Annotated in this window: 19 protein-coding genes; 1 reads left to right on the forward strand and 18 read right to left on the reverse strand. The window is 32.1% G+C overall.

Annotation, left to right across the window (positions count from 1 at the left end; translation table 11 throughout):
- Positions 1-30: 30 nt before the first annotated feature.
- Positions 31-753: a lipoyl(octanoyl) transferase LipB gene (lipB, locus tag FF125_RS15085; protein WP_138950539.1), complete on the forward strand. Its 723-nt coding sequence runs from the start codon at positions 31-33 to the stop codon at positions 751-753.
- 69 nt (positions 754-822) lie between these two features.
- On the opposite strand, the gene FF125_RS15090 is transcribed toward lipB, so the two are convergent.
- From FF125_RS15090 to FF125_RS15170, 18 genes are all read right to left on the reverse strand, one after another.
- Positions 823-1,872 carry a nucleoid-associated protein gene (locus FF125_RS15090; RefSeq protein ID WP_138950540.1) on the reverse strand — a complete coding sequence of 350 codons (1,050 nt, stop codon included), beginning with the start codon at positions 1,870-1,872 and terminating at the stop codon, positions 823-825.
- 168 nt (positions 1,873-2,040) lie between these two features.
- Positions 2,041-3,609: a tail fiber domain-containing protein gene (locus FF125_RS15095; protein WP_138950541.1), complete on the reverse strand. Its 1,569-nt coding sequence runs from the start codon at positions 3,607-3,609 to the stop codon at positions 2,041-2,043.
- A 79-nt stretch (positions 3,610-3,688) separates the two neighbouring features.
- On the reverse strand, positions 3,689-4,168 hold the full coding sequence (locus tag FF125_RS15100) for a T9SS type A sorting domain-containing protein (protein ID WP_138950542.1): 480 nt from the start codon (positions 4,166-4,168) through the stop codon (positions 3,689-3,691).
- Between the two features lie 60 nt (positions 4,169-4,228).
- Entirely contained in the window at positions 4,229-4,837 is a 609-nt protein-coding gene (locus tag FF125_RS15105; protein ID WP_138950543.1) for a hypothetical protein, read from the reverse strand.
- Positions 4,838-4,950: 113 nt separating this feature from the next.
- The gene (locus FF125_RS15110; RefSeq protein WP_138950544.1) at positions 4,951-6,303 is read right to left on the reverse strand and encodes an IPT/TIG domain-containing protein; all 1,353 of its coding nucleotides are present in this window, start codon (positions 6,301-6,303) and stop codon (positions 4,951-4,953) included.
- A gap of 92 nt (positions 6,304-6,395) precedes the next feature.
- The gene (locus FF125_RS15115) at positions 6,396-6,953 is read right to left on the reverse strand and encodes a hypothetical protein (RefSeq protein WP_138950545.1); all 558 of its coding nucleotides are present in this window, start codon (positions 6,951-6,953) and stop codon (positions 6,396-6,398) included.
- A gap of 28 nt (positions 6,954-6,981) precedes the next feature.
- Entirely contained in the window at positions 6,982-7,653 is a 672-nt protein-coding gene (locus FF125_RS15120; protein WP_138950546.1) for an autotransporter outer membrane beta-barrel domain-containing protein, read from the reverse strand.
- Positions 7,654-7,905: 252 nt separating this feature from the next.
- Positions 7,906-8,487, reverse strand: coding sequence for a hypothetical protein (locus FF125_RS15125; RefSeq protein WP_138950547.1), 582 nt, complete (start codon positions 8,485-8,487; stop codon positions 7,906-7,908).
- 65 nt (positions 8,488-8,552) lie between these two features.
- Positions 8,553-8,705 (reverse strand): hypothetical protein, encoded by a 153-nt coding sequence (locus tag FF125_RS21955; protein ID WP_175418939.1) that lies wholly within the window; start codon positions 8,703-8,705, stop codon positions 8,553-8,555.
- Between the two features lie 72 nt (positions 8,706-8,777).
- On the reverse strand, positions 8,778-9,146 hold the full coding sequence (locus FF125_RS15130; protein ID WP_138950548.1) for a hypothetical protein: 369 nt from the start codon (positions 9,144-9,146) through the stop codon (positions 8,778-8,780).
- 95 nt (positions 9,147-9,241) lie between these two features.
- Positions 9,242-9,850, reverse strand: coding sequence for a hypothetical protein (locus FF125_RS15135; RefSeq protein ID WP_138950549.1), 609 nt, complete (start codon positions 9,848-9,850; stop codon positions 9,242-9,244).
- Between the two features lie 12 nt (positions 9,851-9,862).
- The gene (locus FF125_RS15140; protein ID WP_138950550.1) at positions 9,863-10,957 is read right to left on the reverse strand and encodes a hypothetical protein; all 1,095 of its coding nucleotides are present in this window, start codon (positions 10,955-10,957) and stop codon (positions 9,863-9,865) included.
- 52 nt (positions 10,958-11,009) lie between these two features.
- On the reverse strand, positions 11,010-12,302 hold the full coding sequence (locus FF125_RS15145) for an OmpA family protein (protein WP_138950551.1): 1,293 nt from the start codon (positions 12,300-12,302) through the stop codon (positions 11,010-11,012).
- A gap of 43 nt (positions 12,303-12,345) precedes the next feature.
- Complete coding sequence (locus FF125_RS15150) at positions 12,346-12,708, reverse strand: hypothetical protein (RefSeq protein ID WP_138950552.1); 363 nt, start codon at positions 12,706-12,708, stop codon at positions 12,346-12,348.
- Between the two features lie 223 nt (positions 12,709-12,931).
- The gene (locus FF125_RS15155) at positions 12,932-13,807 is read right to left on the reverse strand and encodes a hypothetical protein (protein WP_138950553.1); all 876 of its coding nucleotides are present in this window, start codon (positions 13,805-13,807) and stop codon (positions 12,932-12,934) included.
- 75 nt (positions 13,808-13,882) lie between these two features.
- Positions 13,883-14,734: a hypothetical protein gene (locus FF125_RS15160; RefSeq protein ID WP_138950554.1), complete on the reverse strand. Its 852-nt coding sequence runs from the start codon at positions 14,732-14,734 to the stop codon at positions 13,883-13,885.
- Between the two features lie 105 nt (positions 14,735-14,839).
- Positions 14,840-15,853 (reverse strand): hypothetical protein, encoded by a 1,014-nt coding sequence (locus FF125_RS15165; protein ID WP_138950555.1) that lies wholly within the window; start codon positions 15,851-15,853, stop codon positions 14,840-14,842.
- A 53-nt stretch (positions 15,854-15,906) separates the two neighbouring features.
- Positions 15,907-16,929, reverse strand: a complete 1,023-nt coding sequence (locus FF125_RS15170; protein ID WP_138950556.1) for a Kelch repeat-containing protein — start codon at positions 16,927-16,929, stop codon at positions 15,907-15,909.
- Between the last annotated feature and the right edge of the window lie 54 nt (positions 16,930-16,983).

The following is a 16,983-nucleotide window of genomic DNA, read 5'->3' on the forward strand; positions in this document are numbered from 1 at the left end:
TCCCTTAGGAAAGGGAATTATTATAGACAATTGGAAATAAAAAATAAAAACATACAGCTCCAAGATTTAGGCACAAAAGATTATAAAGACACTTGGGATTATCAAGAGGAGCTATTTGATGCTATTATTCAAATAAAACGGAAAAACAGAAATGATAATTTAAGTATTGAAACGCCTAATCATTTTTTATTTGTAGAACATCCACATGTTTATACCTTAGGAAAAAGTGGCGATTTAAATAATTTATTATTAGATGAAAAGCAACTTGTAGACAAAGGCATCACCTTTCATAAGATTAATAGAGGTGGTGATATTACCTATCACGGTTTTGGACAAATAGTAGGCTACCCTATTTTAGATTTAGATAATTTCTTTAATGATATTGGCAAGTATATGCGATCTTTAGAAGAAACCATTATCAGGGTTTTGGCTGAATATGGAATTAAAGGAGAGCGAAGTAAAGGTGAAACAGGGGTTTGGCTAGATGTTGGCACTCCATTTGCCCGTAAAATTTGTGCGTTAGGTGTGCGAAGTAGTCGTTGGGTAACGATGCATGGTTTTGCTTTAAACGCAAATACCAACTTAGGGTATTTTGATCATATTATTCCCTGTGGTATTCGTGGTAAAGCGGTTACCTCTATGGAAGTTGAATTGGGTTCAACATTAAACATTGAAGAAGTAAAATCTAAAATATTAAAACACTTTACAGATGTGTTTGAAGTAAACTTTGTGAACGACCAAGTGAATATTTAATTCATGGTACTTTTCTTTTGTTGTATACTAAAAGTAAGCCCCTAATAATTCACTATGTGACCTTTTGCATCAATCTTCTTCATTAAAATAGACTTTATAATATTGCATTTTACGCTCTTCGTCATAGCCTTTTTCTAAATACTCTTCAGCTGCATCTGGAGCATCAATATCCAATTTTATTTGAATATTTGTATCTAATTTAATTTCTGTTTTTATCTTTTTCTTTTGTTTTTTTACAACCGCTTCTGAAATAGAAAACTGATTGCGAACCAATACACCATTTGTGTCTTCAAATTGTTTTTTGTAGCCTTCAAACAATTCTTTTGTATTGTCTTCTTCAAAAACCGTTTCTTTAAAATCATCAACATTTACCGTTTCATTTTCCTTAAAAAAGTCAATGGTCTGTGCTAAAAACTGATTTTGTTGTTGGTTGCCAAACTCTTGTTTTATTACCTCTTCAGAAAAGTCTTTACACAAATCTATATAAACCTGAGTATGTCTATTACTATCATCAGCGAATTTAATATTTAAAAAATTCTGTATCCAATATTGAGCGTCGTAATTATTATTATCTACTGTTAAAACAGTATAACCAGCATCATCTTGAGAGTTGATTACCAAACACCCTTTATCTACTCTTTTTGTACTAATCCCTTTTTGCACAAAAACATCAAAACTATTATCCTCTAAATAGGTTTGAAAAAAGTCTGCTTTGTTTTCAATTTTAAAAATACCCAACGCTTGCGTATTTACATCTCGGTATTCAATGTCTTCAAACAAAGCAATGATAACGTCACCTGTTTTTATTTGAGCCGAATTTGACTGTTCAAACAAATGTTTAACTACATTTTTTGAAACTTCAATAAATGAACTCTCCTCTTTAAAAATGTTTTGGGCATAGTTATTAATTTCGTTTAAATTAATATCTGCATGATGGTTAAAGCGATAGCTTTCCGTTAAATTTCCAAAAGGTTTTAACAAAAAAGGCTGCATTAATTTATAACTATCTTCATCAAACGTTACTACATCTTCTGAATACACATTTTTAGCTTCATTAAATTTATTACCTACTTTATGAATAATGAATTTTGAAATAAACGCCTTGTTTCTTTTGATCATTTGGATAGAAATTTAAGAATGTCAAAAGTAGGGAATCCCATCCTGAAATTTTCCTTAAGAAAGAACTTTTTTCATATTTAAATCTATTGTCAATAGAGGAGATTTATTTGAATTAATTTTACCTAAAAACCGAAGTTATTACTTCGGTTTTTTAAGCTTTTTTTACTCTTATTTATGCTCCAAGGCTTTAATCCTCTTCATTAATTCTGCATTCTGTTTTTCTAATGAACTGGTTTTATTGTTTAGTTCTTGAACCGCTTTAGTCAGTATAGGTATAAAATCATTGTATCGTAAACTTAAACGTCCATCATCTGCTGTAGTAAGCATACCTGTATCTTTATAGCCTATTTTTTGTAATAGCAGTTCTACATCTTGTGCTATAAAACCTATTTCACGGGTATTATTTTCATTATTTTTACGGACATAGTCAACTGGTTTTAGTTGCGTTATCATATCTAAGCCATAAGGCAAAGGTTGTACATCATCTTTCCAAGCGGCATCTGAAGTTATAGTCCAAGCTACTTGCACACCTGCGTAGGTTATTTGTGAATTACCTATCCTTACTTGATGATTACCAGTGGCATTGGGCACTTGAGAATCTGCACCAATACCAATATTATTGCTGCCAGTAGTAAGGTCATTTAAGGCATCATTACCAACAGCTACATTATAGCTAGCCGTAGTATTTTGTAATGCTGCCTTTCCTATTGCCGTATTATAGTTTCCTTGTTTATTATTTAAAAGTGAAGAAAATCCAATTGCAGTATTATAATTCCCTATAGAGTTTTCATAAAGTGATTGATAACCATTTGCCGTATTTGAATTCCCTGTAGTATTTTTAAAAAGAGCCTCTCTCCCATTTGCTGAATTTTGAGAACCTGAAGTATTTTTATTAAGTGCAAACACTCCATTAGCAGTATTATAGCTACCAGTGGTATTGCTGTAAAGTGTCTTAAAACCAATAGCGGTATTAACAGAACCTGTAGTATTACTGTAAAGCGCTTGATAACCAACACCAACGTTAGCATTTGCAGTACCATCATCGTTCAAACCTGTATCAACACCTATAAATACAGAAGAACCATTATCTGTACCATCGTTATCAGATTTGGCGTCTATTAATTCGTTAATACGTGATGCTCCTTTATTATTATCTATATAGCTTTTTACTGCTTTTTCAGTAGGTATCGCATCATCACTATTACCTGCCAATGTTCCATCTATAGAAATTTCATTAGCAGTTGAACCCAATTCTAATTTGATATTACCATCTACCTCTAGGTCACTTCCAACTTTAACTAAACCACCGTTTGTATTAAATATATCACCACCATCGTTATACCAATAATTATCACCCGAACTTAAAGCATATGGAACTGCCTGCATTTCTGTAGTGCCAATTTCATTTCCATTAATAGATACAATTAACTGAACACCAATATTAGACCATTCAAAATCATAATATCTACCTTCAGTTGCTGTACCGCTTCCAATTTTTAAGCTAAATACACCATTGGCATCTGTAGTAACTGTATGATTTTCAGAATAATCATCACCAACATCAAGTACATGGCGTATGCTAACGCCGACAATGATCGTTTCATTAGCCATTACTTCTCCAGACGCGTTACTAGCTACACCTTGATAATTAATATAGCCTGAGTAGCCTTGAGCAAAGGAGGTTGTATAAATTCCTAGACTTAAGAAGAAGGTTAAAAGTTGTAGTTTTTTTTTCATGATTTCTAGTGTTTAATTTAATAAAACACCCTTAAAGTCCCCTCAAGGAGACAAACATTTCAAAAGGGCATTTTTATATTTATTTTTTAATAATTTTAAAGGTTTTTACGGTTTTATAATCTGAAAAATGCAGATTGACCAAATACAGTCCATTTTGTAATTGACTGAGATCTAAGCTGTTGTTTTGAGTGCTGAGTTTTTCTGTTCTTACTATTTGTCCAGTACTGTTGTAAATGACAACCTTGGTTTTGCCAGCAACATCGGTGAAGTCAATTTTTAAATTGTCAGATACAGGGTTCGGATATACTTTAATAGCCGAACTCAATAATTGTTCATCAACTGCTAAGGTACTGCTCAAAGCTGCTCCTGCTAAAAAGCCTTGATTGATAGTTACTCCGCTACCTATTTTACCCATAACAGGTTCTCCGACGGTAAAAGTCAGTGAATTATCGCCATTAATGATGGTTTCACCACCTGAAGCTACCACCTGTTTGTCAATGGTTTGGGCTGATGTCATAATTATAGATGTTAGCATTAAAAGTGTTAGTATTGTTCTCATTGCTTATTTGTTTTAGTTTGTCGATGAAATTATTATGAGTATTCATGTATAAGTTCATAACTATTTATTAAAAAGTGCATCCATATCTGAATACTGAATACCTGAAAAATTTAAATCGCTGATAGTAATTACTGCATCATCTGCATTTTCTAACAATTCCTTTTCATATTTAATTTTAAAGTTTTTTATAGAAGCATTTCCTAAAACCGTTTTAGGATCGGAAAGGTTGAGCGTTCCAGATAAGTCACTTTCAGGATACTTATGGCGAGAATTGGTATAAAAGCCATATACACCGGATACAGAACCGCCTCCCTTTTTTGGTAGTTTAAGTTGTATCATAGCACTTTCTAATTCAAAAGAATCGCCATCGTAATACAATTGAATGCTCTCACTACCTTTTTTTAATTGCTTTTTAAAAGTAATAATAGCGGTACGCTTACCCGTCTTTTTATCTCTAGAGACTATGCCAGACCCTTTAGTATATGACCAGTCTTGACCATTTATTTTACATAAATAAGTACCATCATTGGTCGTTTTTGAAGGTTCTACTTTTGCTTTTAATTGTTGTGTTTTTTCTGCTTTCACAACATCAGTTTCCTTATTAACCTTCTCTTTATTACATGAAATAATAAATAGTGTGGCAAAAAACATGTAGTATATTGTTTTCATTATTTTGTGGATTAGGGTTGTTATAATATAAAAGGATTTATTGTACCGAAAACCTTTAAAACTAGATTTTGATGAATAAAAAGCGGTTGTAACTAGCTGTTCTTAAACTTACTTTACTCTTGTGTTATTTTTCGAACAACTTTGTTTTGTGTAAAGAATAAATTGAAGTCATCATCAACAATTATTGCTCGTGGAAATGTCAAGCTTGCTTCTAATCCTTCTCCATCTAAGTAACCATGATTACGCCTCCCTACCAAAGTAACCACTGTACCATCTGGGGATATTTTTCGTATTTTACTATTCCAATGATCTGCGACATAAATATTATCTAACTTATCAACCGTTATACCATTAGGGAAATTAAATTTCGCTTCAATTCCCTTGCCATCTGCAAAACCTTCTGCACTCCCTGCAATAGTAGTTACCTTTCCCGTAGGGCTTATTTTACGAATTTTAAAATTTCCAGCATCAGAGACAATAATATTACCTGAATTATCTACTGCCAAACCCCCGATATAACCGAATTTAGCCTCAGTACCCTGTCCATCTACATCTCCTATTTTACCTCCAGCAAAAGTGCTGACTACCCCTTCTGGTGTTATTTTCCTTATTCTAGAATCATCATTTAAAAACGATCCATCGGATACATAAATGTTTCCTAATTCATCAACTGTTATTGCCATTGGTAATACAAATTTTGCTTCAGAACTTTCTCCGTCCACATACCCCTGCGAACCTCCTACTAAGGTAGTAACAACACCTTCTGGTGAAACTTTTCTAATTTTGTTTTTATTTGTATCTGTAATAAACATATTACCTTTAACATCTATTGCAATATCATTAGGCCAAGAGAATTTAGCTTCGTTAATTGGACCATCAACAGATTCGCCATATTGTTCTTCCCTTTTTGATAAAGTACTTACTAAACCTTCAGGTGTTATTTTTCTAATACTATTTTTCCATGTTTGCACGATAATTATATTGCCGTCTTTATCTAAAGCAATGCCATTCATAGCCCCAAAAATGGCATTTGCCCCTTGCCCATCTAAGGGTGCATCTCCTCCCTCTTTATTACCTGCCAACGTAGTTACATGAGCTTCTGAAAATTCATAGGTAAATTCTGGCCCCATTAATTCATTTCCATTTACAAGAATCTTTATCAAACCTGTCATTGCCAGCCTAGGAACTTCTGTTTTTATTTCGTTATCCGTTACCGATTGTACCATGGCTTGTACCTCATTAAAATATACTTTAACATTATCTAAATTATTTCCAAAATTGCTTCCATTAATAGTCACAATAGTGTTTTTCGAACCGCTTTCAGGAGAAATCCCACTTAATGTTACAGGTCTTGGCTCATCGTCTTTATGGCAACTAGTTAGCACTGCTAAAAATAATAGTGTGGTTACCAGGTAGACAAACAGTTTGTTTATGTTTAATGGATATGTCTGCTTTATATGACTCATAATTTTAGTATTTATATTTTAAAATTTTAAAAACTAAAGGCTAAAAAATAGGTTCAGCCCTTAGTTTTACTAACTAACTCAAATAATTATTTTTAGAATAATGCATTGATTCCAGAACCACTAACCAATATTTTATCGTTGTCATGATGGGTATCGTCATTGTTTAAGTTTCCATCAATGTATAAATCAGGATCATAGCCAATTACCAAAATATATTCTGGTGGAAATTCTCCTTCGGCCGGCGATGCACTATTCCAGTTACGACTAAAACTGACATCTAAGGTTCCACCTGCGGCTAAGCTTGTAAATGCTTTTCTTGCCACTTCAGTACCTAACTGGCTTGTAGGTGTTCCTAAACTCCTTTCGTAGAGATATATAATTTGTTGCCCTTCACCTGAGGCGAAATCATCACCAATATTTTTTATGGTACCTTTTATAGTAGCCATTCCGTTATAATCATCTGTTTTAACAACTGAAAACACGATTTCCTCTGCTTCCAAATCTATATTTGGTTTAGGATCATCATCATCTGGATTTGTACATTTTATTAATAGGTTACAAATCAATAGCAATGAGAACAAGCTCAATGATTTTTTTAACCATGATTGTAAAATCGACTTATTGGTATTCATTTTTCTTTTAAATTTCATAATTATAATTTTTAATGATTCATATTTTTTATAAAAAGACTGTAAATCCGATTCCTAAAAAAATTGAGGATAAAGTGTCCTTATAATCTGATGGAGCATCTTTAGGTAGGTTTTTTTCCCAAGAGTAATTAATGGTGGGCTCTAAGGCTACATGATCTCCTAGATGAATAGCATAACCTACACCTCCTCTAAAACCAAATATTGTGGTTATTCTATCATCCTGTTTTATACCAGGAATTGTCTCTAAGTCACTTGCTATTTTTCTGGTACCAACACCAGCCAAGCCTTCAAAAAACAAACCATTGTCGAGATAATAGCGACCAAAAGCACCTACTGACAAAGTTGATGTATTCACTTTGTAGTCTCCAAAAAGACCTTCTTGTGTTGCACTACTCGTAGCTACGGAAAATTCTAAACCAACTGCCAAATTATCCATAATAAAATAACCTGCTTTTGGGGTAATATTTGTAGTAAATGAAGTGGATTTATTATCATTTAAATTGCTCGTTGTATAATGTGCTAAAACACCTCCGCTAATTAGTATATCTCCTTGTAATTTTGAATTACTTGAATTACTTGAATTTACCTCCTCCTGAGCAAATCCGCTAAAGGCAAATAGTGCAACTGCAAATGATAGTATTACCTTTTTTACTAAAAAAATAGTGTTACTTATTTTTTTGTAGTTCTTTACTAAATTCATGTTTTTTGATTTTTAATTGTTATTTATGCTTTAATGGTTACATATAAAAGAGGTTAACATTAAAGAGTGAAAAAAAATAAAAAAAAGAGTTAAAAGCCTATTTTTATTGATAGGAATAGGTATTTACAATTCGATTTAGTTCATAAACAAGTCAGAAAATTTGTAAATTGAAACACCTCTTTTAAACAAAAAAGCTCCTGTATCTCAATTAATAAATTGAAACCAGGAGATTTTGCATGTAATTATAAGATGTTATTTTGAAAGGTAACGAACCTCAGTTGGGTGCTGTGCTAAATAAATATTTAGCTGTTTAACCGTTTGATTAGAACTACCTGATTGTCCGCCATAATCCCTCAAGTCAAAATAAAAACTACCTCCAATACCTTCGTTAGCAGAAAGTTCCATCGCTATGATAGTTCCTTTACTAATTAGACTACCTGTTTTAGGATCATTAGAATCGCCATTCCAATAAAACCACCTTTTAAAACCATTATTATCATCTTCCCAATCATTGGGTAACGTTCCAATAATATCGAAATTACCATAAGGAAATTCCATACTCATGTATTTTAAACCTCCAGCATCCACACCTATATAATCAATTTCATATGCTGCACCAGCGGTAAGGTTTAACTGAATGTTTTCAAAATCATCATCTTGAGTAAAAGTACGTTCAAAGCCCTCTCCCTTTATTTTAAAACTAAAAGTAGGAGGCTCTGTATCTGTTGGAGGAATGTCTGTGTCACAGCTTTGAAAAAGGGAAATAGCTGTAATTAATATAATACAGAAAACACTTTTTACAACTCGATTTTTATTAATAATTAAATTATTCATATTACTTATTTTAAAGATTATTTGTTTTTTAATGAATGATATTTGAAAAGGTTAACTCGTTGAATCTAAATTAATCGATCAATGATAGCTGTGTCTTGATTTGTAATTACAATTCTTAGTCGCTTATTAACAGTATTTGAAGGCCCCGATTGACCTCCAAAATCACCTGCATGGAACCAAAAATCTAAAGTATAAGACGTATTGTTTTCCGTAGACATGGGAAATCTAAAATCACCTGTTAAGAATTGACCAGTTTTTGCATCTGCTATGGTGGTATCTGTCCATCTAATCTACATCGTTTCTCCAAATTCATTAGGAATAATCTGCCAGGGTTCTTCTATTGGTGTTATTAATTCAAATAATTTTTTAGGTTCAATATCCCACTCCATTGTCCGTAAACCTCCAGAATCAGCTGCAGTAAAAAGGAAATGATAATTTGTGTTGCTCTTAACATAGAGTTCAAAATTTTCAAAATCGTCATCTTGGGTAAATGTATGCTCAAAACCATCGCCAGTTATCATAAAACTGAAAGTTGGAGGATCGGTATCTGTGGGAGGTATTTCTGTATCGCAACTTTGTAAGCAAAAAGCAATTACAACTAAAGTTGAAAAAACAAAACATTTTAATTGGATGCATTGTTTTAAAATAAAATTCTTCATGATTTACGTTTTAGTATTTTCTATTAATGTTTAAGTGAAGAAAAGGTTAACTTAATAACATATAATATTTGAGATATACAATAAGTGCATTAAATCTAAAGCGATAAAGTAATAGCAATTCCCAAAGACAAAGGACTTACAATATCGTCAGGCAACTCTGCTCCTCTGAAACGATATCTTTTATTTGAAAAGTTTATCATCGGCTCAATAGCTAAATGTTTAAATATAAAATAGGAATACCCTATACTAATTCTATGTTTTAAAATGGCAGACAGTTCATCATCTTCAGGTAAAACCGTACTTACATCTTTAGAAAACAAGCCTAGATAACCTTCTGAAAACAAGCCCTTGTAAACATAATAACGTGAAAATAGACCTAACCCAATTGACGATCTTTCAATAGGTATAGCTTCTTCAAAATTAAAATAACCGCTTTCTGTTATATTGATTTCGAGACCAACAGCCAATCGATCAATGGGTATATAGCCAATTTTCACAGCCAACACTTTTGAAACATTCCTATGTTCTGTACTCACAAAATCCGTTTCACTTACACATTCTTTAATGGTATGCCAAGCCAAATTGGGGCTTAAGAAAAAATTCCCTTTTGCTGTTTGTTTTAATGGCTCTTGTCCAAAAGTAATGGCGGATAACATGACTACAAATAATGCAGTTATTGTTTTATTCGGTTTAAACCTTATCATGATTATTTTGTTTTACAAATCTGTTTTTAAGATTTCAATAATCTCTTCATTCCAGTTTCTAGCACTCAGCCAAAAATTAGTACCATCAAAGGCAACACCAGAAATACCATGATTGGGTAATCGGTAACTTTCAATGGCTTTAAAGTTTGGTGAAGTTTGGCATTTATGTAGTCTGTTACCATCAGCTATATATAAATAACCATTTTGATAATCTAATCCTTGGGGTTGAAATTCTAAAGGTACAGTTTGCAAAATCTGTCCTGGAGAAAAAGCTCCATTCGATTTATACTTGTAAAGCTCTTGTTCAGAATGACTAGAAATCCAAAAGAAACTAGGCTCGATAGATGCAATGCCCCTAATCCAACTTCCCAAACCAATAGATTCATAATATTTAGACCCTGTAGTATATAAAAAAGAGGTGAATTTTGAAGAACCTGCGTTACTTTGGAAAAGTTGTTTTAATCCTGAATTTGATTTTTCAATCTCCACGGCATAGGCATTTAAAGTTGTAGGCATAGTTTCATCAACAGCTAACGTATTGGGATTGACTTTTAAAATTTCATCATCATCATTATTCCAACCTAAAATGTGTGTACCGTCAAAAGCAATGTCAACATCCTTTTGCCAAGGTGCCAATCCATCCGCTAAAACAATTAACGGTTTTATCCAGTCATCCAATTCAGGAGCATTGGAATTTCTTGTTAATGATACAATGCTATTATCCGGATTCTGAAAAGAAAGCTCATCATTAACCAATGTATAATTTACAATATATACACCTTGAGCGGCGATACTAATTTCATCATTTGTTAATGTAATATTGGTAGACCATTCATTTTTAAAGCCTAATTCATCTACTGACAAAAAATCAATAGTATTGTTTTCATTTATGTAGACATATTTAGTATTGTCCAATAAAAATTCTCCGCTGGTTACTTCCCATTTTCCTAAGATCAGCTCTTTGTTGGTTGGTAAATCTTCATCATCTCCGTTACGGCAACTAGACATTACTAGTAGTATCAAAAGTAAGCTTGATTTTACAATAATTTTGGTAAATAATTGGTTCACTTTTTTTAAATTCATGTTACTCTTTCTTAATTTTTTCATTTTTTTTGTATTTGCTCTTGATGTCATAGCATAAAAAAGGTTAACCTACTTTCTAGATTTTCACAAACTCTACCCTTCTATTATTAGCTTTACCTTCTGTAGTTTTATTTTCGTCTACAGGTTCAGTTTCTCCTTTACCTTCAGTATTTAGCCTATTACGATCTATTTTAAATTGAGATACTAAGACGTTTTTAACCGATATCGATCGCTTTTTAGATAAAGACAGATTTTGTTGATCATTTCCATCTGCATCCGTATGTCCAATAATGTTTAATTTTAGAGTAGAATCTTGTACTAATGCTTCAGCTATTTGTTTTAAAACCCCGTACGATTCCGGTTTAATTTGGTCAGATCCAGAACTAAACAAAATTCCTGTTGTTGAAAATTTTCCATTTTCTAACAGTTGAGCTCTCAAGTCTAAGCCTCCTTCTGCTATTTTTACATTGGTAATAAAAATTTTATCAATACCATCTCTAACATTTCTTGGATGTAGTTTAAATGAAATGATGTTTTCAGGCACTAATCTAGGCACGTCAACTACTTTATTTTCGTTTACCCACATTCTAAATCTTTTACCATTAATAGCCATTGAAACATGGTTCTTTTGTAAAAGAATTTCCCGTATATCTTTTTCCACAGCGTTACGAATAACACGCTCTCCTCCAACTTTATTTTCGACTATAAAACCAATGCTTATAAATAAACATAGAGGCATTTCAACCTTCGCCATATTCGTTGGGTTGTTAAATAGATTATTATCTTCTAACCATAATTCTAATTTAGCTTGTGAGCTTGTTTTTTTATCAACCACAGTAAGCATATCAAACTCAACGGTATAATCTTCAGGCAATTCAGAAGGTAAATCAGGAATGTAGATAGACTTACCTGCCAGTTTAAACCATTTTTCATTATCAATGGTTACGAGTTCACCAGTACCGTTGGTATTCCATTTTGAGGGGAAATCGCCCATATTGTCTAATGAAAAGTCATCGGTCATCAGTATCTTATCCCCTGGCACAAAATCAAATTTTGAATAAACGCTCAATTCTTCCTTACCCGTGTTAGGATTGTTTTGCAGTTCCGTATTTTCTGAATCTTTTGGTAATGAAAGAATATCCTTATTCCTTTTCTTATTCTTTCTTTTTTTAGTTCCCTTATTCTTGTTAAAAACCGTATCAAATGCTTTCTCTGTTTCTTTCGACGATTTTTCTTCCACTTTTTTTTCTAAAGTTCGCTCTGCTGCTCTCTCCGCTGCTTTTCCTAATTTTTTAAGAAATTGGGCATTTACTGTTGTAGAGAAACAAACGAATACTATTAATAAGCCTAATATTTTTAGTATTTTCATGATTTATTATTTTTTTGAGTTATTCCGATAATTCTACTGAAATCTACTGTCCATCTTCCTGCTTGGCTTCTTTAATTTTCTTTCCTATAGCATTACCCAAAGAATCTTTTTGTTTTTGTGTCAAATCTTTTGCTTGCAAATAATAAAGGTTTCTATATTCTTGTTTTTGATTTTCTGGCAGATCCATTTTCGACAAAAGTTCTAAAAAACTCAACTTTTTCCCTGTTGCTTTTCCATCTAAATTTTCGCCAAAAACATGCGTTAAACGCTGTGCCCCCATATCTAAAAAATTATCATTTTGAACTGTTTTTTTTTCAGAGGCAGTAGTGTCTTTTTTTATTTGAGCATAGCTTGTACCGGTAATACCAATGCTAAGCAGTATTAATAAAATAGGTAGTGTTTTCATTTTACTGTTTTTAAGTATTAATTTTATTATTAATGGCTTCAAATAAAAAAGGTTAACATGCCATTAAAAAAAAGTCATAAAAAAAGCCAAGCTGTAACACTTGGCTTAGTTAAAAAAGTCTTTTTATTTTATGGTTTTGTATGCTTTCTAATTACTATATAATGTATTATAAAACTATGTTTATACTATAATTACTTCTCTCACTATTATTAGACACAATTAATTAATATTTTTCATAAACCCAAGCTCTAGTTTCCTTTCGATTAAAACTTGTGTCAGATGAAAAAGCATATTCTAATTCAGCTGAGACAGGATAATTGTTTTTATCATAAACATAAGAATAGGTTTGAGTAGCCGCATTACCCTCAACACTAATAACTTCCGAAGAAAGGATATTATTTTTACTATAATAATATACTGTCTCATAAGCTGACTGACCACCAATTGCAATATTGTAAATTAGATGAAACAAATTAATTTCACTACTATTTCCAGTTTGTGTCAACACATTGTAATCGGGATTGTTCTTCGTATCATAGGTGTAATTACTAACAGTAACTTGACGATAAGAAGTACCATCATAGCTTTTTTCTTTCAATTGTTGCACTATATTGTTCTTATCATCATAGGCTAGCGTTATTCTTCCATACCCTCGGCCATCAGCTCCTTTTTCAATGATTCTTTTTAATCTCTTGTTCTTGTCATATTCAAATGTAGAAGTTGCGGTACCCAAATCAGCTTTTCCATATTTTGAAACAAAAGACGTTATTAAACTATCCTTATCGTAGGTTATTTCAGTTTCAAGATTGCCTAAACTTGCCGTTTTTTCATTTATAATTTTTGAAATTTGCCCTAGTTCGTTATAGGCATAACTTACCTTACCAATTTGATCAATTCTACTTTCACTATCATAATTAAGCGTAGTATATCCAATACTGGTTAATAGGTTATTATCATTATAACTAAGATCTATCTTATTAGTATTTTCTGCATATGATATTAGCCGAATATTATCACTTTGCTGTCCGTAAATATCACTAATACTCAAATTACTGAGGGTCATCATAAAAAGTACAATATTTTTAAATGTTGATTTCATGCGTTTGTTTTTATTATTAATAACTCTGTAAGTATCATTTATAGCAGTTTATCCTGTAACGTAAAAATAAACTATTTAATAATTTTCGTAAGTCCAAGTTTTGTAACTAGTATTATTTCTATCAGGTTCTTCTGTTACGGTATATTCTATTTCTACAGAAATGGGATAGCTGTTCTCATCATAGACATATTCATAGGTTCTATTAGAAGAACCGCTTGAATAAATGCTGTTAGAAGATAGTAAATTATTTTTACTAGTATAAAACACTGCATCATATGCAATAATATTACCAATTTGTAAGTAACTAATGAATGGAAACACACTAATAACGCTAGAATTACCAGTTTTGGTTAACACATTGTAATTAGGATTTCTTATGTTGTCATAAGTATAATTACTAACCGAATACTCAGTATATGAAATACCATCTAAACTATACTCTATAAGGTATTGAACAATATTATCCTTAGTGTCATAAGTCAAAGTGATTTTATAATACCTAGAAGCGTCAAAATTTTCTTCAATAAGCGTTGTTAATCTATTCTGACTATCATATTCAAAGGTAGTTTTAGATCTGTCAGTAGAATTATAAACCGTATTAAAAGTCGCCATTAGCCCCATATTATTATAAACAATAGTTGTTTCTCTGTTAGATCTAATTACTTTAGAAACCCGACCTTGCCCATTATATTCATATCTAGCTGATCCATTTTGAACAATTTTATTATCTACATTATAAATTATATCACTAGATCCATATCGCGTTAAAAACCCATCTTCATTGTATCTCAGGTCATATTCATTTGCACCTACCGAATATGCTATTAACCTCACACGTTCTTCTATTGGTGCGTCATCATCTTTATTGCAGCTAAAAATTGTTAATACGAGAATTGGAATGATTATATTTTTCACAAAGGTCTTCATAATTAATTTTTTATTTGTTTCTGAATTAATGTTTGGGATTAGAAAAGGTCAATATAATGGTCACTATTATTCTGGATTTTTAAATTTATTTTGACTACTTTCTACTTAATAGGTTACTGTAAAAACATCTTTAGCTATTCCATAATTAGACCCATCGGTCAAAGCTATTTCTTTTCCATTTTCCCATATCTTCACATAAATAGTACTATCACCATCTTCATAGCCTGCAACATATACATCTTCTCCCGCAACATGCACTGCATAAACTTGGGCTTCATTAACTCCATTCGTTAAAGATGTTTCCATTCCATTTTTCCACATTTTGGCCACTGTTTTTGTTTCAGAATCTTCATAACCTACCACATAAACATCGCCATCTGAAACATATACTGACGTTGCTTCTGCTTTGTTTACTCCACTTGTCAAAGACTTTCCTATGCCATTTTTCCACATTTTGGCCACATTTTTAGTGCCGTTTCTTTCATATCCAACAGCATATACATCATTTCCTGAAACATATACTGAAGTAGCTTGTGCATAATTTAAACCATCTGTGAGAGGAATTTCTATACCATTTTTCCAAATCTTGGCCACATCTATAAAATCTTTCTCTTCGAAGCCTGCTACATATATATCATTACCTGAAACATATACTGAAAGAGCTTCTGAAAAATTAGTACCATCAGTTAAAGGCAATTCTATACCATTTTTCCATAATTTAGCATCACCAGATTCATAACCTGCCACATATACATCAGTTCCCGAAACATATACCGATTTAGCTTCTGCATTTTTACTCCCGTCCGTTAAAGAGGTTTCCATACCATTTTTCCATAATTTGGCTGTGGATTTAGGTCCTTCATATACAAAGCCTGCTACATATATATCTCCATTTGAAACAAATATCGAATGAGCTTCTGAAGTACGACTCCCATCTGTTAAAGGTGTGCCAATACCATTTTTCCATATTTTGGCTACAGTTCTTAAACCGTTATCTTCAAAACCTGCAACATAAACATCAGTTGTTTTATTATTTTTTGGTGCGTCATCGTCCTGATTACAACTAAAAAAAGTTATGGCTAAAATTGTAAGGATTATATTTTTTAATATTGTTTTCATAAGTAATTGTATTGCGGATTTGTTTTATTCTATTTATTAAAGTGTTTTTAGTTTTAATCTTCTTTGACACTCCATATTTTACCTGTAACTTCGGTATCGGTATCACCCGTTTTACCTCCAAATATCCATAGGGCATCATTGTAAAATAAAGTTTCATGAGCACCAATCTGTTCCATTGGGTTTAAATCTGAATATTTAGTCCAGTCCAAAAGATTTTCTGAATAATAAATATCATTTGTAAAGGGTTCTGTTGCAGTTCTACCTCCTATAACCCATACTTTACCATTATAAACAGTAGCTGTGTGGCCCAATCTCCCTGGAAAAATTGAACTATTGTTACGTACTAAAGTCCAATTACTTCCATTGGTGCTTTGCCAAATTTCATTGAGTTTATTAGCACCAACATCCTCTCCTCCAATAACATACATTGTATTATTAAATACAACTGCTTTATGCCTTACCCGACCTGAAAATGCATTGGCAGTTTCTTGTGTCCAGTTTTCACCATCAGGTGTTGACCACACTTCTGTGGCATTGGTAACCTCGTTACCCGCTATTACATACATTTTACTATTAAAAACAACCGTAGTGTGATATGCAATTTCACCAAAAGGTGCATTAACTAATGCATTTACCCATAAACTTCCATCCGTAGTGTACCAAATATCACTCAAAAATTCATCATCATTATTTTCGCCACCAATAAGCCATAATCTATCATTAAAAGTAGTTAAGGTATGGCCAGTCCGTCCCTCTCCAACATTGGTAACAGAAACCCATGCCGCTCCATTGTCACTAGACCAAATATCATTACTACTAGTTACATTATTAGTGTAGTCATTAGCACCACCTGCAGACCATACTTTACTATTGTACAACGCCATAGCATTTCCGAAAAAATTGCCCATTTGATCTTGATTTGTCTCCAAATTAAAAGTTAAACTAAGTTCAGGTAATGTATCTTTTAGATCATCATCTCCATCATCACATGAAGTAAAGCATATTACCATAATTGTTAAAATTAGCATGTTTAAAATAATTTTAACCTTCTTTAAAATTTTCTTAAATGAATTCATAATGTTTATTTTTGTTTAGCTATTAATGTGAGTGGTTTTAAAAGGTTAACATAT

This window comes from Aureibaculum algae (assembly GCF_006065315.1).
GTDB classification, from domain to species: domain Bacteria; phylum Bacteroidota; class Bacteroidia; order Flavobacteriales; family Flavobacteriaceae; genus Aureibaculum; species Aureibaculum algae.